Here is a 25,175-nt window from a genome sequence, read left to right as displayed (position 1 = left end):
AACCGCTAAACCAAGAGCGGTTGCTCATTGAGGCTTTAAGAGTCATTAGTCAATAATAATTTCCCACCTCTGCTTAGGGTTTGTGGGTTATGCCATTACAAAGAAGGCGATCGCGCTTTTCAAGATTACGGTTGTGCTTGAGGTAATCACCTACCCAGTCGCAACCACGAACAAGCAGATCGTCAAGATTTAAATTCCACAAAATTATTGTGTTGTCATCACTAGCTGATGCTAATGTTTGACCATCTGGGCTAAAACTTACACTTAACACCGCAGCATGATGCCCATTAAGACTTTTAATTAATTTGCCTTTATGACTCCAGAGTTTCACCGTACTGTCCCAACTGGCGGCAGCAAGCAATTCACCATTGGGACTGAAAGTGACAGCATTAACGCTATCGCTATACCCCTTTAACAAGGTTTTCAACAAGGTACCATCTCGTCGCCACAGTTTTACGGTGTTATCCCAACTGGCAGAAGCCAGTAACTCATCAGTGGGACTAAAGCTGACACCTAAAACCCAACTGTCATGGGGCGAAAAAGTTTTCAGCAACTTACCTTCACGGTTCCACAGTTTCACCGTTTGGTCATCACTAGCGGAGGCTAAAATCTGACCGTCAGGGCTGAAATTTACGCTATTTACCCAACCCTGATGCCCGACTAAGGTTTTGAGTAACTTGCCTTGACGGTTCCACAGTTTCACCGTTTTATCTTTGCTAGCTGATGCCAAAAACTGACCATCGGGGCTGAAATTCACGCTCATCACACTATCGCTATGTCCGTGGAGAGTCTTGATTAAAGTACCGTCAAGCCGCCAAAGTTTCACGGTTTTGTCATAACTTCCTGAAGCCAACATTTCACCTTTGGGGTCAAAACTGACACTAGGAACTTTATTTTTGTGTCCTACTAAAGTTTTGTAAAGTCGGGTTTTCACCTCGTTATTATTGGTGTATCGTTTCCAGAGCTTTACGGTGCGATCGCTACTACCAGAAGCTAGCATCTGACCGTTGGGATTCCAAGCAACGCTCAAAACTCGATCCTGATGTCCTTGAAGAATAGACGGTGTTGGGGCATTTAAACTCCATAGTTTCACGCTTTTGTCGAAACTTCCTGAAGCCAGCAATTTATTATCTGGACTGAAAGCGATGCTAACAACAGCATCGCTGTGTCCTTTGAAGGTTTTGAGTAAAGTTCCAGTGATACTCCAGAGGTTTATGGTATTGTCTTCGCCTGCGGAAGCTAACTTTTTACTATCGGAACTAAAGCTTAAACTCCACACTGTGCTGCTATGGTGCCGTAAAGTTTTGTAAGGACGAAAATCAAAACCGTCTTTAGTGCCGTTGCTCTCCCTCTGCCAAAGTTTCACTATCTTATCTCGACCTGCTGATGCTAAAAATTTCCCATCAGGGCTGAAAATAGCTACAATCACACCCTGCTGATGTCCCTGCAAAGTTGTAACCAGGCTACCATCGCGTCGCCAGATTTTCACTGTCTTATCGTCGCTAGCCGAGGCGATGAATTGACCATCGGGACTGAAGTTTACCCAGTTAACCCACCCTTGATGTCCTCTCAGTATTTTTACCAAGCTACCATCTTTACGCCAGAGTTTTACGGTTGTATCCTTACTGCCAGTAGCTAACAACTCACCATCAGGACTGAAATTAACGCTATAAACCCAATCTTTATGTCCTTTCAGGGTTTTATATGGCTTAGGGTCAAATTTACCTGTAACCGGGTTTTTGTGCCAGATTTGCACTGTTTTGTCGAGGCTGGCGGAGGCTAGGGTTTGACCATCTGGGCTGAAACTTACACAAGTAACAGCATCAGTGTGACCTTTGAGGGTTTGGAGTAAAGTACCATCAGGATGCCAAATTTTCACCGTCCGATCTCGGCTACCTGATGCTAGGGTTTGACCATCTGGACTGAAATTTACTCCCCAGACAATATCGGTGTGCCCTTCCAAGCGGTTAACTTCTGTTACCCCATAAACTGCCTGTTGCAGGGCTGTCACCACCCGCATTCGGGTATCTGGTTGTACTCCATCTGCCTGTTTAAGTCCTCTCCAAGCCCGCAAACTTTCTAATAAAGCATCAAACTCTTTATTAGACGCAAATAGAGCTTCGCTAGCAGCAGTAATTCCACTAATTCTCAAGTTGGTTTCACTGCGTTCCGCTCGGAGAGTTTGGCGAATTGCTGCTGTTTTTTGCAAGTCGGCTTGCCACCATAATGCTGCTATTGTTCCCCCCATGATTGCTAGGATTGCGCCGACAATCCGTGCTTCTCGCAGTCGGCGTTGCAACACCAAATTGAGTTGCTTTTGACTAAGTTGTTGGGCTACTTCCGCTCTAGTTTTTTCGAGTTTGATTTTTTCAAATTCGGCAAGCATACCATAGTTGTTTTTTTGGCGAATGGGTTCAACTAAATAATCGTGAACTAGCTGGTAGCGATCGCTTAATTCTTCTCTGACTCGCAATACCAAACCTGAACCCACCAATATTTCTAAAATCAGTTCTCCAACTGTGTCAAAGCTTGATATTGTATCTAGATCGTGGTTATTAACTAATGCAGCCGCTAAATCAGCTTTAGTTTTTAACGGTCGCGTGCCCTTTTCATCAGTTAACTCAAATAATAATTTCCAACTTAACTCTTCATTCTCTTGACCGCAATCTTTGATCACTTCCCCAAGCCAGCGTTCAATTAATTTTGCCGAGCCACCACAGAGTTTGTATTGTCCAAGAGTGGTAATATTTTCTATTTGTAATTGAGCGCCAACTATTTGTAATTCAATTGGATGTACTTCATCTAGTTCTCCTGTCAAATCCTGGACTAATCGGTTAATTAATTCCTCGCTTAGTTCATAATGTGAACGTTTAGTAAGACTGTGAATTATGGCTTTAGCATCCTGACTAGAGAATTTCCCTAGATAGTAACGAATGTCTTTATCGAGAATATTTTTATTAATTATACCTAAATCATATAGTCCAATACTATTTTTTTGGCTTAACCGTTCAAATTCTAACAAATGATGTAAATAGTCTTCTCTTAATGAAAGAATAATTTTGACATAAGAAATATTTAAGCATTCACTAAAGAATTGATAAAATTCTATTCTTTGTGTGGGAGGATTACTAATAAAGAAAAATTCTTCAAACTGATCTAATATCAGAATTATTGTATAATTTCGCTCGACTGCTAACCGAATTTTTTCTAGCAGTATAGTGGGTGTAGAGTCAGGATTAACCGATATTCCTGTGGATGCTAGTACTTGGTTGAGACTGCTGATTAAGACTGTGAGCCAATCAGTATAAACAGACAAAACAATAGCTATAGGAATGCGTTCACCGATAACTTTTCCGATCAGCGCTGGGACTAAACCAGCTTTAAGAATTGAACTTTTGCCTACGCCTGATGGCCCATAAATTACCGTCAGTTTATAGTCAGTACGACTAATTCTTTCAATCAACCGATTTACATCTTGCTGTCGTCCAGAAGCTGATATTTCTTGGGCAACTCCTTCAGGAATAAACGGTATTTTTTGAGATTCTAATGCTGGGTTAATTTTAGAACGTTGCGGCTGTAATTGACTTGCTCCAATGAAGGCACGAAAGCCATACTGATGCTCTATTTGAATTTTTTCTTGCTTGAGCTTAAAGGCTTCTGTATAGTTATGACGTTCAAAAAAGTAAAGCGATCGCAGTTCCTCTAAAATCTCTAAATAAAGTGATGGCTGATGTTGTAGCTCACAAACTACCCTTGCCCATTCCAGGTTATCGATCGCTTCTTCTGATTCACCTAGATGTCGCTGTGTACGTGCAACCAAGAGCAGATACCAACTTTCTTGTCGTCGTGTTCGCAAAGCATCTCGTAGAGGAATTTCTGTTGCTTCTTCGGAGATAGAAAGTGCTGTATTCGCTAATTCATGAGCTAGTATCCAATTCGACTCAGAAGCTGCCACATTTGCCAAAAAACCATAATTTTGAGCAATTTGTGCAGGAGTTCCATAGGTTTTATGTAGATGTAATGACTTTTGAGCTAATTTTTTTAAGTCATCCCAAGCTTGCAGACGTTGCAGCATTTCACAAGTAGGCAAAATAAATTTAGCAACTAAGTCTTCTCTTTCTACACCCTCCAATACCTCCAGGCATTGTTTAAACCACAAGAGAGCATGTTCGCAATACCTACTATTACTATTGTGGTGTAAGTCTGCCATGCGGTGATAACACAGCCCCAGGTGGAATAGCACTATTGCTTGCTTGAGTAAAGACGAGGGAGAGGTAGGGTGAGGACATGAAAGGGAGAAAGAAGAATTACTCTCCCAGTCAGCTACTCTCTTCGTTTCCTGCTGCCATAACGCTAGGCTTCTTTGATAATTGGCTAAAGCACCATTAATTTGATCGTTGGCGTATTTATCTCGCCCTAACACAAATTCTAAACTAGCTTCTAATCCTGGTGTTAATTGAACACCATATAGGCGCAGCAAATCATTACGGGCTGATTCTATTTCGTGGCGATGTTGTGACTTAGGATCTAAATCTAGGGAGGCATTAGATAAAAATGTTTCAGCACCTGCTTCTAAAACTTTGGTAAACAAAGATTCTGCTTCTTGATGGATCAAAGCAATTAAATCTGCTTTTGCCATTTCAAATTTAATTGTGGTTGCAGCCCAACTTTTAAAATCAGGTGCTAATCTGGACAACAATGATGCCACTTCATCTTGTAGCCACAACACCACTGAAAATGGAAAAGTCGCAGCATAGATATCTCGCGCTTGGTTAATGCCTGTAAGTAAGTTTTCTAGGTCGATCGCTGACTCAAGACCAAAAACCATAACAGATGCTGGTAAAGAGTCTGTGACGACAGCAGGGTTATCTAAAGATAGTTCTGAGACTATTGTGTTGTGTAAAGAAGTAGTTGATGGATTGAGAACGATTTCTCTAATATTGATATCTTTGGTGATGGAGCGAATATTTTCTAACATTTGCTCGCGTAATTGCCCATAGTTACACCGAACTAAAATCAGGGCAAATTGACCTTCGGAAAGGGCGATCGCTCTAATCAGTCTTTGCAAAGTATGCTGATTTTCTTTGGTGTAGATGCGTAGCGGCTTGTCATTAGTCATTGATTATTAGGCATTGGGCATAGGACATGAGGCATTAGTCCAATGGCAAACGACCAAGGACTAATGATAAATGACAATTAACTTACTCAGAACTGTTACTTGTTTTGTTGCCAAGCTAAAACTTTTTCTGTTTCTGCAAGGGCTGGACTGATGCCAAACCAGCGCCCTAGAGGATCGCGATATTCAAACAGATACATGCTTCGTAGTAAACTCTGGTAGTCAGACTCACCTTTAACTCTCTGCTGCTGCACTACTTCAAACAATAATTCCCACTGGGATTCATCAATAGCTAATAGCAGATCGTCGCGGTAGTCTTTAATCACGGCTTCTAAGCAGTCCCTAGAAAAAGGTGGATCTTGCCGTTGCAGACAGCTATAAAGTAAACCCAATAAGTTGCGAATGTGACCACCGCTAACGCGACAGAGACGATCCAAAGTTTGGGAGCAATCGAATAATTCTGTAATTAATGAAAGCCTTCCATTCAAAGGAACTTCTGGAAAAGCTCTTGCTAGAACTAACTGGCGTACTAGTGACATCCCTGGTTCGTAGTCATTACCATCTCTTTGCCGCACTAATACCATCGGTAGTACTTTTGGTGCAATCCCTCCCCCCAGACGATTTTTTAGTGTCTCGTACTCATTGGAGAAAATTAAGGTCAGGGGAATGGTGTATACTAGGTGGCATTTAAGTCGGCGTAACTGTTCGCCCCGGTCGATGAAGAGATATTCTGGTTGCGATCGCCCTGATGCTAAGGGACGCATATCCACTCGATCCAAATTATCTACAATCACTACCAGTCCTTTTTGACCCCGCAGCTTTAGCTGTTCAACAGCCTTGTCTAAAATTTCTTCGTTAATTGCTTGCAAAATACTATTGGTACGTGGCTCTAAATATTGCCTAAGCTGATTCCGCACCTGGGTGCTATCTTTAGTTTTGGCAGTAATTTTGGCAATACCCAAAGACAACTCTGCTTGCCCAGAAAGCTCTATGGGGCTTTGCAAAAAATCGCCTACTTCTTTGAACAAATTGGTAAAGTAACCACCTTTGAGTTTGATGTTAATGCCTTCTAAACTGGCACTGACTTGACGGGCTACACTCAGCAAAATATCGCTGATATCTATATCGGCCATATCTAAGTCTTGACTGGACTCAAAATAAACTACATGAAATCCCGCCAATTCTAGTTCTGTCTTTAGGCGCTGCAATTCTGTTGACTTACCGCAGCCAATATGACCTGTAAATAACTGGCAAGTTGGCTCATCAGGAGAAATCCTAACTATAGTCCGTTGCAATTCTTCAACAATCTTGCAACCACGGACATCAGCAAAATCTATGTAATACTGGCGATCTAGCACGTTACTTATATTAAGCGTGTAACTTGGATTACATGCTTTGTAAAAACGTGACAAATTTAATGTCGTTTTCATATTATGTAGAGGCGTATGTAGATGTATGGAGATGCAGTTCTATTCGTATTTTTTATACAAACAATCTCTAGCCTGAATGTAGGCACACGATTAATTCGCAAGTTGGTAGTATCTTGCAAAAGACAGTATTTATTACAGAATCACTGTCAGTAGTGCGGTAGAGATTTAATTGACCCTAATAACCTTAAGCATATCTGTCCTTTTTACACCTGCTCTTGAGGTTTTGCCAATGCAGTAGCTTTTATTTGACCTGGCACAAACCTTTCTGGCTGAGTCAATCAGTAAAAAAAGCTACCACATTGGATGATTCCCAGTTTGTTGGGCTGATGAGGTAGGACTGGTATGAATTATAGCAATTTATACAGAGATTCAGGAATACTTAGTTATCATTTCACATTCTATTTGTCAAGAAAACAAAATCAGAAATATTTAAATTAATATTTTGTAATCTTTAAATAAAAAATATTTGACGATCCCTTGTCAAAAAGACAACAGTGAGTTATTAATGGACACCGGAAACTTTAATAGGAGGTATGACTAGCGCCAGGTTGGTTGTGTACTTACTGTAAAGTGTTACTAAAAATAAAAAAGTCTTGAGGAGAGTGGCTAATAGATGCCGACAGTGTTTACTGAGATTAATAATGATACAAGCAAACGCGTCAAGGAATTTGGATTGAACCAGAAAGGGGTTTAAATGGCTGGCATATTATCAGTTTCCCGCACGGATCTAGCCCAGCGTCGTCAGAAATTACGGCGGCGGCGGCAGATGAAAATTATTCAAGCTGTTTGGCGAACTTTTGCCATTACTGGTTTGGCGGGTGGATTGCTGTGGGTGGCAATCCAACCGATGTGGGTGTTAAAAACTCCCAAACAAGTAGTGATGAAATCAGGCAATCAATTACTGTCGGATGAGACAACTAAATCCCTGTTGGTGCTATCTTATCCCCAATCTTTGTGGCGGATTGAACCAGTAGCGATCGCTAACTCTTTGAAAAAACAACCAACTATTGCCCAAGCGATCGTCAGACGTCGCCTCTTTCCCCCTGGATTAAACATCGAAATCCAAGAAAGAGTCCCTGTCGCGGTAACTCAAACACCAAGTGGACAAAATCAAGGCACTGGCAACAAAAAAATCACAATCGGCTTACTAGATGCCAGTGGGGCCTGGATGCCTTTAGAAAAATACACATCACTGAATCCCACTAGGAAACTACCCAATCTCAGAGTAATTGGGTCGCCAAAACAATACTGTCTCTACTGGACTCAAATTCATCAAGCTGTCAGCCAAAGTTCCGTAAAAATTATGGAAATTGATTGCCAAAATCCAGCGAATTTAATTTTGAAAACAGAACTAGGAAATGTACATCTTGGCGTTCCAGGCCCCCAGTTGCCCGAACAAATTAAGGTACTCGCCCAAATGCGCCATTTATCAACAAAACTCAATTCCGCTCAAATAGAGTATATTGATCTGAAAAATCCCGAATTTCCCTTAGTACAGATGAACCAAAAAGACCAAAAAATAACTCCCAAAACCCCTAAAAACATCTAGCATATTTAATGTATTGATAGCTCCTGGTAAATTAAGAAGCTTTCTGCTGATAAATGTATTTATTCTTTTCAGTTTTCCAGCAAACCACACGAAAATCGGCATTAACTTCTAATGAAAATGAGAAGATCAATCATAAAGTCTCTGTTGCGGGTAAAAGAATCTCAATTGTTACCCTAACATCTAAATATTAGGGTGCAAGATGTCGGACAATCTAATCATGGTCTATGGCGTGTAAAATGCCTTCTGCCCATAGATTATCTGACTAAAGCCAGTGCGGAAAAAAGAAATTCCTATTGGGTTACAAAACCTCTAGGAAAATCTTGATTTTTTGACCATACTAGTGAGGGTTCTCGTAAGATAGACTATCGCTCAAACAAAGTGTCCATTAAGACCTCCCAAAGAACAAATTAATCAGGTATAGTCTGACAAGTAAATTCTTACTTTACTTCAACCTTAAGGATAAGTAAGTATAAGGTAAACTCTGTGTCTAAAGTTGCAATCATCCCCAATGGTGAAACTTATTAACAATATTATTGAAGGAGAGAAGAGGCGCTATAGTGTGTCTTTACAAGTTATGCCCTCTGCTGAAAAGAACCAAGAGATTAATGTCTGGTTGAAGTTATACAGGTCATTTTTAGATAAATATAGGTATACTTCTCTAGAATTGGCTGTGCGATCGGCTGCGTTAAAAGCTTATCCCATAGCAAATTTTCGCACTGCCAATTCTGTTAGGCTTGGCAGTAGTGAAAACAATAAAAAACAGTGCCATAGTATTGTGGCAGTGTCAAACTATAGTTGACTCTTAGGTGAATAGCACCTGAAAAAGTCGTTTATCTACCCTTTCACAAATCCAATGACACTTGATAATAACCAAGGACTTACCTATAAAAATTCCCAATCTCCGGGACAGCCTGGGTTCTCTCTAGCAGTTAACTCGACCAATCCGTTTAATAACTCTGGGCTGAACTTCGGACAAAATCACGATAATAAGAAGATTTCTGCGGAAAATAGCCGAATTGGCGAGATTGTTCCTGGTCGGGTTGCCAACATCAAAGTGATTGGTGTCGGTGGCGGCGGTGGCAATGCCGTTAACCGCATGATCGAATCTGATGTCTCTGGTGTAGAATTTTGGTCAATTAATACTGATGCCCAAGCTTTAACTTTGGCAGGCGCTCCCAGTAGATTACAAATTGGCCAAAAACTAACACGGGGTTTAGGAGCAGGTGGTAATCCTGCCATTGGTCAAAAGGCAGCTGAGGAATCACGAGACGAAATTGCTACGGCTTTAGAGGGTGCTGACCTAGTATTTATCACCGCAGGTATGGGTGGTGGTACTGGAACTGGTGCAGCCCCAATCGTGGCAGAAGTAGCAAAAGAAATGGGCGCTCTGACTGTTGGGGTAGTCACACGTCCATTCGTTTTTGAGGGTCGCCGCCGCACCAGCCAAGCAGAACAAGGGATTGAAGGACTAAAAAGTAGGGTAGATACACTGATTATTATCCCCAACAACAAATTGCTGGAAGTGATCCCCGAACAAACGCCTGTGCAAGAAGCTTTTCGCTATGCAGATGATGTGCTGCGTCAAGGGGTGCAAGGTATTTCTGATATCATCACGATCCCTGGTTTGGTAAACGTTGACTTTGCTGATGTCCGAGCTATTATGGCAGATGCGGGATCGGCATTGATGGGAATTGGTGTGAGTTCTGGGAAATCTAGAGCCAGAGAAGCTGCGATCGCAGCTATTTCTTCGCCGTTACTAGAGTCTTCTATTGAAGGCGCTAGAGGAGTTGTATTTAATATTACTGGTGGTACTGACCTCACTTTGCATGAAGTGAATGCAGCCGCAGAAGCAATCTATGAAGTAGTTGATCCCAACGCCAATATTATTTTTGGGGCTGTAATTGATGACAGACTCCAAGGAGAGGTAAGAATTACTGTAATTGCCACCGGATTTACAGGTGAAGTGCAAGCTGCCGTACAACAAAGTGTAGCTAACGTTCGAGTAGCACCTAATACCTCGAAGCGACCAACGACACAACAACCCGTAGTTAATCCCCCAACTCCAACTGTAACTCCAACTGCAACTCCAACTCCAATTCCAGAACCAAAAGAAAAACCTGGATTGGATATACCTGACTTCTTGAGAAACCGACGAACACCACGGAATTAAAAGATTTTGGACTTTCCTGCGGAACGCTGCGCGAACAGCTACGCTCAGTCGAACGATTTGAGATTTTAGATTAAATTAGCAGTCTCAGGTTAGGCTGAGTGCTGTATAAAATCTGTTAGTTTCAGGGTTTTACCAAAAGCAGGGATAAGCAATCTGTTGCCATCCCTAATTTTGCTCATTGGTAAAGAAATTTGTTAAAGCTACTTATAGAATTAACTGTGGCAGGAGTTTGCTGGCTTCCATGTCTAGCTGTGCTTTGGGAATAAATAAATCAGAAGACCTGCCCGACGAGGAATGCTTAAGCGTAGCCCGTCGTAGACATAGTTACATCTACCACCGCAACCCATTAAACTTAATATTCAATAGAAAAGTAACGCAAGAACCTAAAAATTTAAGTAGTTAAAAGGGCGGTTAGAAACCTCCTCTACAGGAGGATTTACCCACTTTAGTAGGTTAGTGGGTTTCTAAACACTTAATTTTCGCTTAGTCCGCGTAGGCTGACTTCGCTTGTATAGCTGCGAATTATATTTGTCTTGGCTCTAAGAGGTTGTTTGAAAAGTATTTGGCTGTGATTTTAGGCACTTAGATATCCCTCCTAGTCCCCCTTAAAAAGGGGGGAACCGGAATCAAAGTCCCCCTTTTTAAGGGGGATTTAGGGGGATCTGAAATTCCTTGCTACCAACGAGAGGACTTTTCAAACATCCTCTAAGTTGACACGTATGAACATTGCTGTGCCCCTACTGATAAATTTGCGTTGCTTTGAGCATGTGATAGGTAATAATTAGCTGGGTGAGAGCAAGAGGGTAACTTTGCAATGTCTCCCCAGTTGTACCAGCAATTTTACCCAGTTCTGGATTACTTTCGCGATCGCAAAGATTTCGGAGATGGGGCATATCAGAACAAATAATATGCTCTAGCTTATTCACCTGTTCTAAGGTGGCATGACCATCAACTTCTAAGACATCTACCGGCTTACTCATATCTCTGTCTAGTCCCAGACGGATGGCTGAGTCAGAATTACCATAGCTAGAATTGGTAATTACGGTGAAATCTGGATGGGGAATTGTCGGACGCAGTAACAGTCTGACATTCAGGTGTCCATTGGTTTCATCATCTTCTTCGGTGGGTGGATAGAAACTAATGACTATATCAGACCATTGCCGTTGCGGACGGATAAACTGGGCTGAGTCTGGTTCGCGCTTTTCTAGTTCCGCTAGCACTTGTTCAGCAGTGTAGCCACGCTTTTGCGTATCTCGCTTGACTTTCCACTTGGCGCGGACTTGTTCGGGAGGCGCAAGATAGACTTTAACATCGTAAGAGTCACGGGCAGCACGAGTAGAATAACCCAGTAATCCCTCAATAATCACAAATTTACTGGGTTTGATATACTGCGGTGGCTCGAATGTCCCTGTTTTATGGCTATAAACTGGCTTAAGAATTGGCTGTCCTGTGCGTAGTAGCGACAGGTGCTGCTGCATAATATCTAAGTAGTTGCAGTCGGGATGGAGGGCGGTGATGCCAATTTCTGCACGTTGTTGGCGATCGTAACGGTGATAATCATCTGTACAGATGATTGTGACATTTTCTGGGCCGAGTGCCTGAGCAATTCCCCGCGTTAGTGTTGTTTTCCCAGCAGCGCTGTCGCCGACAATACCAAGAATTATTGGACGGCTCATCATAACCTCCCAGAATAAAAGTAATGTTTATTAATACAATTTCCCTACAATAATCTTTATTCTAGAAGGGTTTAGTCCAGTAACTCAAAGAAAGGCTTGGTATGCAATATCTCTACATATAGAATGTCTCCGTGCTGGTTTATTGCATAATAATTGCAATTTATATAGCTGTTAAAATCAGAGCTATTTCATTCTCACCTAGCCTGCATCAGAATAAACTCTGAGTCTAAGAGACTTACAAAAAATAAATTATCCAGTAGGATGCGTAGGGGCAATTCATGAATTGCCACTACATTTCTGAGATTTGGCATAATCTAAAAAATCGTTGGCGGGCATCAAAGACTCGTCTCCAATGCCCAATTCCCAATGCCCTAAATTTATGACAACTCAAACATTAGGACTCGAAGAAAATCTGTATAATTATTTACTATCAGTCTCTCTCCGAGAACCGGAAATTTTAACCCAACTGAGGCAAGAAACAGCCCAGCATCCAGTAGGGAGAATGCAGATAGCTCCTGAACAAGGGCAGTTTCTGGCGTTACTGGTGCAGTTGCTTGGAGCGAAAAAAACTCTGGAAGTTGGGGTATTTACAGGTTATAGTTCCCTGGTGGTGGCATTGGCGTTACCGAATGATGGGAAGGTGGTAGCCTGTGATGTGAGTGAAGAATTTACAGCGATCGCTCGACGTTATTGGCAGCAAGCTGGAGTGGCGGATAAAATTCAACTGCACATTGCCCCAGCTTTGGAGACTTTGGAGCAGTTACTGGCAACAGGAGAGGCGGAAACCTTTGATTTTGCTTTCATCGATGCAGACAAAAGCAACTATGATGCTTATTATGAGCGATCGCTGCAACTAGTGCGTCCGGGGGGACTGATTGCGATCGATAATGTCCTTTGGTCAGGCAAGGTTGCCGATCCTCAAGTGCAAGATAATAGAACTAAAAGGATTCGGGCCTTTAATCAAAAGCTCCATCAAGACCAGCGAGTTAGTCTTAGTTTAGTAGCGATCGCAGATGGCTTAACTCTAGCACTGAAAAAGTGATGTCTTTCTAACTTTTCTAAAACCCAATGCACTTGGGTTTTAGCTTGATTCTCCCTAACCTTCCTGAAAAAGGCGGGGATTAGAGCAAGCCTTTTTAAGAGGAGCCGTATTGAATTACGATGTAAAAAGTATATCCGTAGAGATTTATTTTTCTTTTTTAAGTATTTATTCAGTTGTATATTATTAATAGACCAAAGTAGATAAATCCATCTACTAACTGTTTAACCTTTGATATCCGTGGAAGATATTCTGCAAGCAGTAGAAAGAATTCTGCAAGACAAGCCTCTTGCTTCCATCCAATGGTTTGTGCTTTATCAATCATGGTTGGGCAAAACTTACGGTGAAATGGCACAGGAATCAGGCTACCGCAACAATTACATCAAGGAAGTTGGCTCTGAATTGTGGCAAGACCTTTCGATAGCACTTGGAAAAAGAGTAACAAAAAAAAATCTGCATTTAGCGTTGAATAAATACCTGGAAGACAAAATAGACGATGGGGAAAATCAGAGCCAACAAGATTTGGACGAAGAATCTAGCTTAGAAATAGTTTCTTCAGACTTTCTTTCAGCAAGCAAGATGGAATTTCCTAGCGGCCCTCTACCATTGGGTTCTCCTCTTTACATCAATCGCCCTCCCCTAGAAGAACTTGTTTGTAACGAGATTTTATATCCGGGTTGCTTAATCCGAATCAAAGCACCTAGAAAAACCGGAAAAAGTTCCCTGCTCAATCGGATGATTGCTTATGCTAAAGAGCAAGGTTATCAAATTGTTTATTTAGACTTTCAAGAAGCAGATGAAGACGTTTTTGCTTCTCTTGATAAATTTCTGCGTTGGTTTTGTGTCAATGTCAGCAGACAGTTAAATCTGCTTCCCTGTCTAGATGATTTTTGGGATACAGAAATGGGCAGCAAGGTAAGCTGCAAAATCTATTTTGAAGCATATCTGCTGCAATACATTGATAATAGTCCTGTAGTTTTGGCTTTAAATGAAGTCCATCGAGTTTTTGAGCATCCCAATATTGCCCAAGACTTTCTGCCAATGTTGCGATTTTGGCACGAACAAGCAAAGCAGGAACAAATCTGGCAAAAACTACGGATGGTGGTAGTTCACACCACAGAAATTTATATTCCACTCAAGCTTAACCAATCGCCTTTTAATGTCGGGATAACAATTACGTTGCCACCGTTAACTCTCAATCAGGTACAGAATTTAGCATTGTGTTACAGACTACATTGGGCAGCAGACCCTGAAGGGGCAAAACGCCTTGCACCTCTACAAGCAATGGTAGGAGGACATCCCTATTTAGTTAGCCTGGCGCTTTATCATCTATGTCAGAAGGAAATGACATTAGAGGTATTATTAGAAACCGCATCTACACCAGTGGGAATTTACAGTCAGCATTTACGAGAAATATTGAGCTTACTGCAAATAGAACCGGAATTAATGTCAGCTATGCAACAGGTAATTGCAACAGATGAAAAAGTAGAGCTAGATGCGATCGCTGCTTATAAACTAGAAAGTATGGGTTTGGTTAAACTCAATGGCAATCAAGCTCATACTATGTGTGAGTTATATCGCCTTTATTTTAGCCAACAGCTTGGAAAGCATTCAGGATAATAAGTAGTTCTGGTAAACTATTGAAAGACAAATCAAGAAAATAAGTAATTTCAGTGCCAATTCATTTATTAAGAACGAAAAATAATTTAACATTTTAAATTTTAAATTAAATGGACAATTATCGATATCAAGTTGGTGGCACTTTAACTAGTGATGCTCCTAGCTATGTTGAGCGCAGAGCGGATGTGGAACTTTACCAAGCCTTGAGACAAGGTGAATTTTGTTACATCCTTAGCTGTAGGCAAATGGGTAAATCTTCACTTATGGTAAAAACAAAGCATCGCTTGCAACAAGAAGGTTTTAGATGTGCCACCGTTGATATGACTAATATTGGTTGCGATAATATAACTCCAGAACAGTGGTATAAGGGAGTTGTAGGCGATTTATGGTTGGGTTTTAAACTGTTAGGAAAAATCAATTTAAAAGCTTGGTGGCAAGAACAAAATGATCTTTCCTTGGTTCATAAACTCAGTCGGTTTATTTCAGAAGTTCTGTTAGCTCAGTTTCCTAACGAAAGACTATTCATTTTTATTGATGAAATTGATAGTATTCTCGGTCTCGATTTCTCTGTTGATGACTTTTTTAGCTTGATTCGGTTTTGCTATAACCAACGAGCAATCGATCCAGAATATCATCGGATTACATTTGCAATTTTTGGTGTTGCTACACCTTCAGACTTAATTGTATATCAAAATCACATTACACCATTTAATTTTGGTAAAGCCATCCGAGTAAATGGTTTTACATTTGAAGAAGCTCAACCACTATCTTTAGGACTGGATATTAAAGATAATCATCCCCAGAAAGTTTTGAAAGAAGTATTAGCTTGGACAAAAGGGCAACCATTTCTTACTCAAAAGCTGTGTCGGCTACTTGTCAGTTTATCTCAAGATAATGTGGGTAGAACGCTAAAAATTCCCCCTGGCACAGAAGAATTTTGGATAGAAAATGTGGTGCGATCGCATATCATCGAAAAATGGGAATCACAAGATGAACCAGAGCATTTACGGACGATTCGCGATCGCATCCTCCGAAATGAACAAATTGCCGCCAGATTGCTAGGAATTTATCAGCAAGTCCTCCAAGGAGTGGAAGTACCAACCGATGATAGTCGAGAACAGGTAGAACTATTGCTGTCTGGTTTGGCGATCAAAAAGCAAGGTTCTCTGCAAATCAAAAACCGAATTTATCAAGAAGTTTTCAATTTAGAATGGGTTGGAAAAAAATTAGCTTACTTGCGCCCCTACTATGAAAGCTTCAATGCGTGGATAGCCTCAAACCAAAAGGATGAATCTCGCCTATTGCGCGGACAAGCCTTGATTGATGCCCAAATCTGGGCACATGGTAAAAGCTTGAGCAACTTAGATTATCGATTTTTAGCTGCTAGTGAAGAATTAGATCGGCGAGAAATGCAGCAAGCATTAGAAGCTGAACGCGCTAAAGAAGTTGAAGCACGACTTGCAGAACAACAAAAAAGGCTGGTTCAACAAAAGAAAGCTGCCACAATTGTGACACTTTTACTCGCAGGTATGACAATCAAGTTGGTGATTTCTATAGTGTGGGGAGTGTCGCTTTTACAAAAGATTGATGCTTTAGAATCAAAGTTAAAATGTAATCAGATCGGGCATCAGGGGAAAGTTAAAACTGTAAATTCTCGGTTAGATGGATGCTGACTTACAGTCCAGAATAGAAGAAACTATTGTCGCATTGTTTTTTTGCTGAAAACCAATGACGAGAGTGAGAAACAAGTTGTCCTTTTGCTAGATATTGGTACTCATGACGATGTTTATTAGCTTATCAAGTGCGATCTCTAATCCGATTGCAACTGTCTTAAAATGAAGGTTGATAAGCGTGCGTAGGCGTAGCCCGTCGTAGACATCGCCAACAGAAACGCAGTCCTAACCAAAGCTACCGAAAATGTGAGTTAAAATGCTGATATCTTTAATAACTACTCACGCAGACAGCCCCCGAAAAAGCGATCGCTATGCTTCAGTATCCCCATCTCGAACAAGCGCTAAAATATCACTTCGGTTATGACCAATTCCGCCCCGGACAACGGCAAATTATCGAAGATGCGCTGCAAAATCGAGATTTAATGGTTGTGATGCCGACTGGCGGGGGAAAATCTTTGTGTTTTCAGCTACCAGCATTGTTAAAAAATGGACTAACTGTGGTAGTTTCGCCGTTAATTGCTTTGATGCAAGACCAAGTAGAAGCACTGCGAAATAATAATATTAACGCGACATTTCTCAATAGCAGCTTGAATGCTTATCAAGTGCGATCGCGCGAAGAAGCCATCCTCAGTGGTAAAGTAAAATTACTCTACGTCGCCCCGGAACGTCTCCTCAGTGAGAGGTTTCTCCCATTTATCGATTTAGTTAAAGAAAAAATCGGTATTTCTAGCTTTGCTATTGATGAAGCGCACTGCGTTTCGGAATGGGGACATGATTTTCGTCCAGAATATCGCCAGTTAAAATCTCTTAGAAAACGCTATCCTGATGTTCCTACCGTCGCCCTCACTGCCACAGCAACCGATCGCGTCCGTAGTGATATCATTCAACAATTAGGGCTGAAGCAGCCTAGCATCCATCTTGCCAGTTTTAACCGTGACAATCTTTATTACGAAGTTCGTCCTAAAACTAAATATGCTTACGCTGAATTGTTAGAACTAATTCGAGAAACTGAAGGTTCGACAATTATTTATTCTTTAACTCGTAAAAAAGTTGATGAACTCACTTTTAAACTCCAAAATGATAAAGTTATTGTTTTGCCTTATCATGCCGGATTAAATGATGAAGAACGTAGTAGTAATCAAACGCGATTTATTCGAGATGATGTCCGGGTGATGGTGGCAACTGTCGCCTTTGGGATGGGAATTAATAAACCCGATGTGCGGCTAGTAGTTCACTTTGATATGCCCAGAAATATCGAAGGTTATTATCAAGAATCGGGTCGAGCCGGTAGAGACGGAGAACCATCTCGGTGTACAATATTTTTCAGCTTTGGTGATGTTAAAACAATTGAATGGAGTATCGATCAAAAAACTGATCCTCAAGAACAGTTGATTGCCAAACAACAACTGCGACAAATGATCGATTACGCTGAAGGCACTGATTGCCGGCGAACGATTCAACTAGGTTATTTTGGCGAAAGGTTTCCTGGGAATTGCGGTAACTGTGACAATTGTCGTCATCCCAAACCCATGCAAGATTGGACAATTGAAGCTATGAAGTTTCTATCTTGTGTGGCGCGTTGCAAAGAAAGGTTTGGGATGCTACACATAATTGATGTGTTACGGGGGGCAAAAAAAGACAAAATTCTTCAGTACGAACACGATAAACTTTCTACCTACGGTATTGGCAAAGATAGAACTCTAGATGAATGGCGAATGTTGGGGCGATCGCTTTTACATCAAGGGTTAATAGAACAAACTAGTGATGGTTACTCAGTTTTAAAACTAAATGCCTCAAGTTGGCAAGTAATGCGAAAACAACGCACAGTTTCGCTAGCTGTAACCACAGTTCAAAAGATTAGCTGGGAACAGGGGAGTGAAAAAGCAGAAGTTGCAGAGATATTATTACAGAAGTTGCGATCGCTACGCAAACAATTAGCTGATGAGCAATCTGTACCACCTTATGTCATTTTCCACGATTCCACTTTAAAGGTGATGGTACAGGTACAACCCCAAACCTTAGCTGAATTTGCCAAACTCTCTGGTGTAGGTAGTCACAAACTAGCTCAATATGGCGAAAAGTTTATTACAGAAATTCGCGCCTACCGCCAAGAAAAAGGTTTGCAAAATAAATCTGTTACTCCCGCTTCTGTATCTTCTCCCAACTCATCTTCTTACACCGAATTACAGACATTACAACTACATCAGCAAGGTTTAAATATCGCTCAAATTGCCCAAAAACGTAACCTTAGCCCAGCAACAGTTAGCAATCATCTAGAAAAACTAATTGAGAAAAATCAGCCAGTTGATTTAAATCAATTAATGCCTCTAGAACATCAACAAAAAATTTGGCAAGTTTTAGAAGTACTCGGTGATATTTCCCTCACTCCCATGAAAGAACAATTAGGGGAAAGCTACACTTTTGATGAAATTCGTTTAGTACGGAGTAAATGGCGGCGGGAAAATCGCAAATAAAAATTAAATTTTAGAGGATGTTTTCAAAATATAGGGCGAATAAAATTTGCGGCTACACAAGCAAAGTCCACCTTCGTGGACTAAGAGAAATTTAAGATTTTAAACCCACGAAGGTGGGTTTTGTCTGTATAGCCGCGAATTCTATTCGCCAGGGTTTTAGCTTCAGTGAAAACTATGTTAATTGCTGCGATCGCCACCGGAAAGGGCGGTTACGCCATCGCACCCTTTTAAATCAATATACTCACAACATATAAAAATAAAATAATACAAATGACTATTGCTACTAAAAATAAAAAATTATTATTGAAACCTTTACCTAAAACAGTAGGTTTCCTTTTCTTAATTTTCTTATTCTTGTTTTTCTCCCCGACTATGCCTTGTCTCAAACGATTGTGGGGTTCATATCGTCTGGATATTAAATATTTTGGGATTTCCTCTCTCTCTTGACTTGTACGTTCAATATCTCTAGGAATTATAGGCAAAGAAAGATTTATTTTATTCTGATATTGACCGTAACCCTGAGAATTCTTATTTGGTCTTTGCGCTACATTACTACGCTCCATTAACTGAATAACTTGTTGCAAATATGCGTTCTTTTGAAATTCAAACCACTCCCTATAAACATTAAATGACTTACAAGCTTGATGAATTTCTTTCTCTACTTTGTAAACGTCAGCAACAAACACATAATGAATGAGTTTCAATGGGTAGGGACTTTGACGGCTATTCAGTTCTTTTAATCTATCCTCTGGTGTCCGTGGTGCTACAGTTAGCCCTATTTTGTATCTATATGTACCTACACTATGAATTAAATAAATGTACCCTGGTTTCATTCTTGTATCTCTGTTTGTAGTTCTTCTAAAGCTGCAATCGCGTCTGCAACTCTAAAATCTGGTGAATATTTTACCTTTTTGTAGTCTGGATACTGTTTGATTTGCTTTAAAAGTAATTATGATTGATTAAGTAAATCAGTTAGCTTAATGAAATCTGTAGCCATAATTAATCCTTAAAAATAATAGGTTGACCATTGAAGCCTTTGTAAATATCTCTGGTCTTAGCCAACTTGGTAAACTTACCTTGTATTCCTCTAGTTCGTTACCATCTGCATCTACTAGACTAAGGAATATGCTTCTACTGACAATTTATTTAATATGAATATAAGATGTCTAAGCCTTTCTGGGCGGTTTCCGTCTAGAAAAAATAGTCCTGTCTAGTATACTTTGTGAATTTTCAAATATCCTTTTATGATTAAAATACAAGAGCAAGATTAAAGGAGTTAGCCCATGAGTCAGACCCTTAATACAGGAGTACGCTGGACAACTCAGGATGTGGAACTTTTACCAGAAAATGAAGGGACGCGCTACGAGATAGTTGATGGAGAATTATTTATGACCAGGGCACCTCATTTTAAGCATCAGCAAACTTGTGGGAAGATTTTCGGACAACTTAATATTTGGTCAGAGTTTACTGGTTTAGGAGAAGCTGTAATCAACCCTGGCATTTTGTTTTCAGAATCAGATAATGTGATTCCTGATGTGGTTTGGGCTACTAAAGAAACCTTGGCGCTAACATTGGATGAAGCAGGACATTTAACTGGCGCACCAGATTTAGTAGTCGAAGTTTTGTCTGCTAGCAACGAAGACCTAAGACGAGATAAGGAAGCTAAACTTAAACTTTATTCTTCCAGAGGAGTAAAAGAATATTGGATTGCTGATTGGCGATCGCGTAAACTAGAGGTCTATCGGCGCGAACAAAGCCAACTTAATTTGGTAGCAACACTATTTAGTAATGATAATATAATTTCTCCACTCTTGCCTGGTTTTAGCTGTACTGTAAACCAGTTTTTTCCTGTATAAATTTTAGGTTGAATGGAAAAACAAATCTCAAGTAACGGATTAACTAAAGTCCAGGTAGTGATTATGGCGATCGCAGCTGGTGTCTGTGTTGCTAACGTTTACTATAATCAGCCAATCCTCAAAGATATTGCGTCTTCTTTTGGAGTCAGTGAAGGCGAAGCGGGTAGCATATCTGTGCTTACGCAAGTTGGTTATGGTTTTGGGCTTTTCTTTTTAATCCCCCTGGGCGATAAAATTAACAAGAAAAAATTAATTCTTTCCTTACTGGGATGTTTGTTCTGTTTGTTGATGCTCATGACATTTTCACAAAACATCGTCGAAGTTTGGATATTGAGCGTCGCAATTGGGATTGCGACAGTCTCGGCTCAGGTTATTCTTCCCTTAGCAGCAAGTATAGATAGAGTAACTACAGGCCAAACTGTAGGTAACATTTTTACTGGTATATTGATTGGAGTTTTAGGAGCAAGGGTTTTTAGTGGATATATTGCTGAATGGTTGGGTTGGCGTTATGTATACGGATTTTCAGCAGTAATGATTTTAATTGTTAGTGGATTGCTACAAATATATTTGCCGAATGTCAAAAATGAATTCAATGGTTATTATTTGGAATTATTGAAATCAACACTTGAACAATTAAAACGTTTTTCATTATTAAGAGAAGCTTCTTTAATTGGTGGGTTATTGTTTGGTGTTTTTTGCTCATTTTGGACAACGCTGACTTTCCATTTAAGCGGAGCGCCTTTTAATTTTGAATCTGACACAATTGGGATGTATGGCTTTGTGGCGATCGCAGGTGCATTGATGGCACCAGTTTTTGGTAAACTAGCCGATAAAGGTAACTCACAACGTTCCTTAACTATTGCTGTATCGGTGGTGATTGTAAGTTTAGTAATTGCTAAAATTGCTGCTAATTCTGCACTGGCGATCGCTGTTGCTGTACTGTTACTAGATATAGGTGTACAGGCAATTCAAGTCACCAATGTCGCCAGGATATACACTCTTGATGCTCAATCGAATAGTCGCATCAACACAGTTTATATGACTACCTATTTTATCGGCGGTGCTGTCGGTACTAGCATTGGCCTATTATGCTGGAATATTGGTGGCTGGAATTTAGTGACTTGGCAAATGTTAGTTTCTACTTTGATCGGATTTCTGATTATCGTCAGACCTAAAATAACTACGGTAAAAACAAATAAATAGTTTACTTTGAAAATAGTTGCAGAGACAATTTCGGCAATTGGTACTAAGTGGAAATTAATTCTACTTTCTGAGTAGAGGCGTAATTTGGCAATACTTGATTTAATTTTGCTTCATTGACATGTAGATGATCTGACAACACAGCAGAGATAACATCCCGAAAATCAGTGGTAATAGCCAAGTCTCTACCTTGATAAAGTTGGGCTGTAGATAGACCAGGCCATTCACCATAAACTTTACCACCGCGAACTTTACCGCCCAAAACCCACATGACATTCCCATGACCGTGGTCAGTACCACCGTTATCATTTTGCTTAACTGTACGACCAAACTCGGACATTACGAGAATTGTCGTATTTTGGTAAACGCTTCCCAAACCTTTGACTAAAGCTGTCAAACCTGAACCCAATTTTTTTAAGTTCCGAGCTAACTGTCCTTGAGTGCTACCTTGATTGACATGAGTATCCCAACCCCCCAAAGCCATAAATCCTAACTCAATTCTGGGGTCTTTGAGCATTAATTGTGCCAATCGTTGGGCATCGGTAGCGAAGCCATCAGGTGAAGGCGCACCATTATTCGCCATTTTCATTTCATTATCTAGGTCATTCATGATGGCCTGACGCGCCATCCGTCCTTGGCGATAGGTCTGACTTAAGGCATCATTACCGCTATAAAGTTGGTCAAATGCTGCTGCTAATTGAGGACGATCTATTGGCAGAGGTCTGTTAGCATTTCTCCCTGATGCGATGTTAGCTATAGGCATCCGTCCAGAAAAAATCCAGGGTGTTGTTTCTCCGACACTTATTCCTTGGATGGGTGTTTTTTGAGAAATCACCCCTAGTAAACGATTCATCCAACCATCATGAGTATGTTTGTCACCAGGGGTAGCGTTTTCCATGTATTGTTGAGCATCAAAGTGAGAGCGAGTTGGATCGGGGGAACCACAGGCATGAACAAATGCCAAACTGTTTTGCTGCCAAAAGGGCATCAAGGAAGCTAATGCTGGATGCAAGCCAAAGCGTCCATCTAAATCTAGTACTCCCCCTTCCTTCCCTGGTTGGGGGATAGCAATTTGCGGTCGAGCTTGATAGTAAGCTGTCTCTGAGTAAGGAACCACGATGTTTAAACCGTCTACTGCTCCCCGGAGGAAAATTACAATCAAACGCTTCCGATCGCTGTTTTGGGTAGCAGATTTGGCTATCCAAGTATTGCTACTTACGGCTGCGATCGCGGCAGCTGAAAAAATTCCACAATGGAAGAGGAAGTCACGTCTTTTCATAATTAAATTATTGATACCAATTTTGTATGAAGATTCGTCAAAGTATATGAGGAACGAACCGCAAAGGGCGCAAAGAAGGAAAGAGAGAAAGAGTCCCTAACGACGCATAAATTCTGGACTGCCCAAGATTAAAGCACTATGAATTTGAGGGGAACTAGAAGCGATCGCCTTTTGCGTTTTCACTGACAAAAAATTGCCCAATGTATTGGTTAGTTGCCAAGCATCTACAGGAATATTGGGAGACTTTTGGCCGATTTTCTCCCACTGTTGCAGATTTGTGGGGACAGTTGATAAGGGTAAATTTCCATTAGCGATCGCTGAAGCAAAACTCAGGCGGCGGTTCATGGCATCAGGATTTAACCACACATCTGCTGTGTTTTTGTAACCGTCTGGAGTTTGGCAACCATATAGGGGCATTCCCAACTGTTGCAGTAGATTGGAGATTGGTTTTGTATTCTGCACTTCGACACCTGTGGCTCGCACCGCCGAGATCGCGAATTGATAGGGGGTTTTAAACTTGGCATTAAAGTTTTTTGCATCCCAGAATTCCCGGCTGTGGAATAGGGTGTTAAGAACCTCACGAATATTGCCATCAGTGGCAAGATAACGTTGTGTGAGATTGTTTACTAGAGCAGTTGGAGGAACATCGCTGACAAAATATTGAGCTATCTGATAGCTAATGTGACGTGCAGTCGTCGGACTTCGAGCCAAAATATCCAAAGCTTCCTCCCCTTGGGCTTCACCACCGCTTTTAATTGTGTGTCCCAGGAAAACTTTGTCGCTAAAATCATGACGCTTTAGATTGAAGTAAAATCCGAAAGGATTATCTGTCTGCTGACTGGGACGACTGAAACCCCAACCACTTAAAATCCGCGCCAGAGCAATCACATCTTGCTGAGTATAACCTCCATCAACGCCGAGAGTGTGTAGTTCCATCAGTTCGCGGGCATAGTTCTCATTTAAACCTCGAATATTACCTTGGGCATCAGGGCGACTGTCAGCCCGATTTTGGAAGTTGTCTAGATAAAACTGCATGGCTGGATGATGGGCTGTTGCCCCTAACAGGTCACGAAAGCGACCCAAAGCGTAAGGTCGAATCGCTTGTTGTTCATAAGCTCCTACCCAGAGGCGATCGCGTCCTTTCGCAGCATCCACATTAAAATGGTTATACCAAAAGTCCACCATCACTTCCTGGAGTTGTCGCTGACTGCTAGTTGCCTTTAATAATCGGGACTGGACAGCTTGAACTAGCACCTGTTTAGCCCATTGGTTGGCAGCTTTTCTTTCTAACTGGGTGGGTTTTTGTCCTGGGGGATTAGTTATACCATGTTTTAAAAGTTCCACCGGATTCAATTGGAGAGTATCTAGCTGCTTTAGTTGGCTGGTGAGACTTTGTGGTTCGGGAATCGATTCGGGTGAGAGTTGCTCCTGAATGTATCGCTCTACACCTATAGATTCCACTCTTTGCACATCTCCCGGACGAGGGCCAAAGCTGAGGCGATTAATTATATGTAATACTTTTGGGTCAACAGTTGTGGATGCTGCATTACTGGGAGGAATTGACCCCAGCAAGATCAACAGCAACAACACCCAATATTTAGTCTTTACAAGCATAGAGTTAATTGTGCCGGGCTGGAGGATTTTTCTTATACATGCGATCGGCAAATTTCTGCCGTTGCTCTGGGTTCAAAATTTCCCGAATAGCAAGGGTATTTTCAAACTGAATATCAGCAAGCTGATGCTTCACAAGCTTAATTTGGTTATATTTATCCCGCACTTGCTCTTTAGTAGCTGTCGTCCCTGCTATTAAGTCATGTAATTCCTGTTGTCTTTGACGTATCTCTTGTGATTTTTGGGCTATCTGTTGTTTAGATTGACGACGAATTTCCTTAATCTGTTGTAGTTGCTGGGATGTCAAATTCAAATCTTTGAGCCATCCCCCAGATTTAGCACGATTTGGGCGAGATAGATTTGTGGGAGTTTGGGCAATGACTTGGCGTGAAAGCAAACTTGGCTTGGCTAGAGCAATAGTGCTACCAAGGGCAATCATCACCACCGCTAAAATGGAAACACGACGGATTAACATCAAAGCG

General features: G+C 41.0%; 16 protein-coding genes. 9 read left to right on the top strand and 7 right to left on the bottom strand.

Annotation, left to right across the window (positions count from 1 at the left end; all coding sequences use genetic code 11):
* Positions 1 to 73: 73 nt before the first annotated feature.
* A complete protein-coding gene (locus V7K55_RS25560) occupies positions 74 to 5,119 on the bottom strand; it encodes an nSTAND1 domain-containing NTPase (protein WP_334835848.1) in 5,046 nt (1,681 codons plus the stop codon).
* 95 nt (positions 5,120 to 5,214) lie between these two features.
* Positions 5,215 to 6,546 (bottom strand): P-loop NTPase fold protein, encoded by a 1,332-nt coding sequence (locus V7K55_RS25555; RefSeq protein WP_094327579.1) that lies wholly within the window; start codon positions 6,544 to 6,546, stop codon positions 5,215 to 5,217.
* A 694-nt stretch (positions 6,547 to 7,240) separates the two neighbouring features.
* Between V7K55_RS25555 and V7K55_RS25550 the strand changes: the two genes are divergently transcribed.
* The 3 genes from V7K55_RS25550 (at position 7,241) to ftsZ (ending at position 10,265) form a co-directional block, all read left to right on the top strand.
* Positions 7,241 to 8,095 (top strand): cell division protein FtsQ/DivIB, encoded by an 855-nt coding sequence (locus V7K55_RS25550; protein WP_334835846.1) that lies wholly within the window; start codon positions 7,241 to 7,243, stop codon positions 8,093 to 8,095.
* A 508-nt stretch (positions 8,096 to 8,603) separates the two neighbouring features.
* Entirely contained in the window at positions 8,604 to 8,894 is a 291-nt protein-coding gene (locus V7K55_RS25545) for a hypothetical protein (protein ID WP_334835844.1), read from the top strand.
* A 54-nt stretch (positions 8,895 to 8,948) separates the two neighbouring features.
* Positions 8,949 to 10,265, top strand: coding sequence for a cell division protein FtsZ (ftsZ, locus tag V7K55_RS25540; protein WP_334835841.1), 1,317 nt, complete (start codon positions 8,949 to 8,951; stop codon positions 10,263 to 10,265).
* Between the two features lie 737 nt (positions 10,266 to 11,002).
* On the opposite strand, the gene V7K55_RS25535 is transcribed toward ftsZ, so the two are convergent.
* Entirely contained in the window at positions 11,003 to 11,941 is a 939-nt protein-coding gene (locus V7K55_RS25535) for a phosphoribulokinase (RefSeq protein ID WP_334836039.1), read from the bottom strand.
* Positions 11,942 to 12,320: 379 nt separating this feature from the next.
* On the opposite strand from V7K55_RS25535, the gene V7K55_RS25530 reads away from it, so the two are divergent.
* From V7K55_RS25530 to recQ, 4 genes are all read left to right on the top strand, one after another.
* Positions 12,321 to 12,983 carry a class I SAM-dependent methyltransferase gene (locus tag V7K55_RS25530; RefSeq protein ID WP_334835839.1) on the top strand — a complete coding sequence of 221 codons (663 nt, stop codon included), beginning with the start codon at positions 12,321 to 12,323 and terminating at the stop codon, positions 12,981 to 12,983.
* 231 nt (positions 12,984 to 13,214) lie between these two features.
* The gene (locus V7K55_RS25525; RefSeq protein ID WP_442949118.1) at positions 13,215 to 14,600 is read left to right on the top strand and encodes an AAA-like domain-containing protein; all 1,386 of its coding nucleotides are present in this window, start codon (positions 13,215 to 13,217) and stop codon (positions 14,598 to 14,600) included.
* Positions 14,601 to 14,710: 110 nt separating this feature from the next.
* Positions 14,711 to 16,273 carry an AAA-like domain-containing protein gene (locus tag V7K55_RS25520; RefSeq protein ID WP_334835837.1) on the top strand — a complete coding sequence of 521 codons (1,563 nt, stop codon included), beginning with the start codon at positions 14,711 to 14,713 and terminating at the stop codon, positions 16,271 to 16,273.
* Between the two features lie 311 nt (positions 16,274 to 16,584).
* Complete coding sequence (recQ, locus tag V7K55_RS25515; protein ID WP_334835835.1) at positions 16,585 to 18,747, top strand: DNA helicase RecQ; 2,163 nt, start codon at positions 16,585 to 16,587, stop codon at positions 18,745 to 18,747.
* 227 nt (positions 18,748 to 18,974) lie between these two features.
* Here recQ and V7K55_RS25510 read toward each other — a convergent pair whose 3' ends face one another.
* Positions 18,975 to 19,580 carry a GIY-YIG nuclease family protein gene (locus V7K55_RS25510; RefSeq protein ID WP_334835833.1) on the bottom strand — a complete coding sequence of 202 codons (606 nt, stop codon included), beginning with the start codon at positions 19,578 to 19,580 and terminating at the stop codon, positions 18,975 to 18,977.
* Positions 19,581 to 20,030: 450 nt separating this feature from the next.
* Here V7K55_RS25510 and V7K55_RS25505 point away from each other — a divergent pair, with 450 nt between their 5' ends.
* The gene (locus V7K55_RS25505) at positions 20,031 to 20,603 is read left to right on the top strand and encodes a Uma2 family endonuclease (protein WP_334835831.1); all 573 of its coding nucleotides are present in this window, start codon (positions 20,031 to 20,033) and stop codon (positions 20,601 to 20,603) included.
* A 12-nt stretch (positions 20,604 to 20,615) separates the two neighbouring features.
* The gene (locus V7K55_RS25500) at positions 20,616 to 21,806 is read left to right on the top strand and encodes an MFS transporter (protein ID WP_334835829.1); all 1,191 of its coding nucleotides are present in this window, start codon (positions 20,616 to 20,618) and stop codon (positions 21,804 to 21,806) included.
* A gap of 43 nt (positions 21,807 to 21,849) precedes the next feature.
* On the opposite strand, the gene V7K55_RS25495 is transcribed toward V7K55_RS25500, so the two are convergent.
* From V7K55_RS25495 to V7K55_RS25485, 3 genes are all read right to left on the bottom strand, one after another.
* Positions 21,850 to 23,082 (bottom strand): DUF1501 domain-containing protein, encoded by a 1,233-nt coding sequence (locus V7K55_RS25495; RefSeq protein ID WP_334835827.1) that lies wholly within the window; start codon positions 23,080 to 23,082, stop codon positions 21,850 to 21,852.
* Positions 23,083 to 23,178: 96 nt separating this feature from the next.
* Positions 23,179 to 24,696, bottom strand: coding sequence for a DUF1800 domain-containing protein (locus V7K55_RS25490; protein ID WP_334835825.1), 1,518 nt, complete (start codon positions 24,694 to 24,696; stop codon positions 23,179 to 23,181).
* A 4-nt stretch (positions 24,697 to 24,700) separates the two neighbouring features.
* On the bottom strand, positions 24,701 to 25,168 hold the full coding sequence (locus V7K55_RS25485) for a Spy/CpxP family protein refolding chaperone (protein ID WP_334835823.1): 468 nt from the start codon (positions 25,166 to 25,168) through the stop codon (positions 24,701 to 24,703).
* Between the last annotated feature and the right edge of the window lie 7 nt (positions 25,169 to 25,175).

This window comes from Nostoc sp. (assembly GCF_036919895.1).
In the GTDB taxonomy this organism is placed as follows: Bacteria; Cyanobacteriota; Cyanobacteriia; order Cyanobacteriales; family Nostocaceae; genus Nostoc.
The sequence above is the reverse complement of the archived record's forward strand: the minus strand, read 5'-3'. Positions and strand labels throughout refer to the sequence as shown.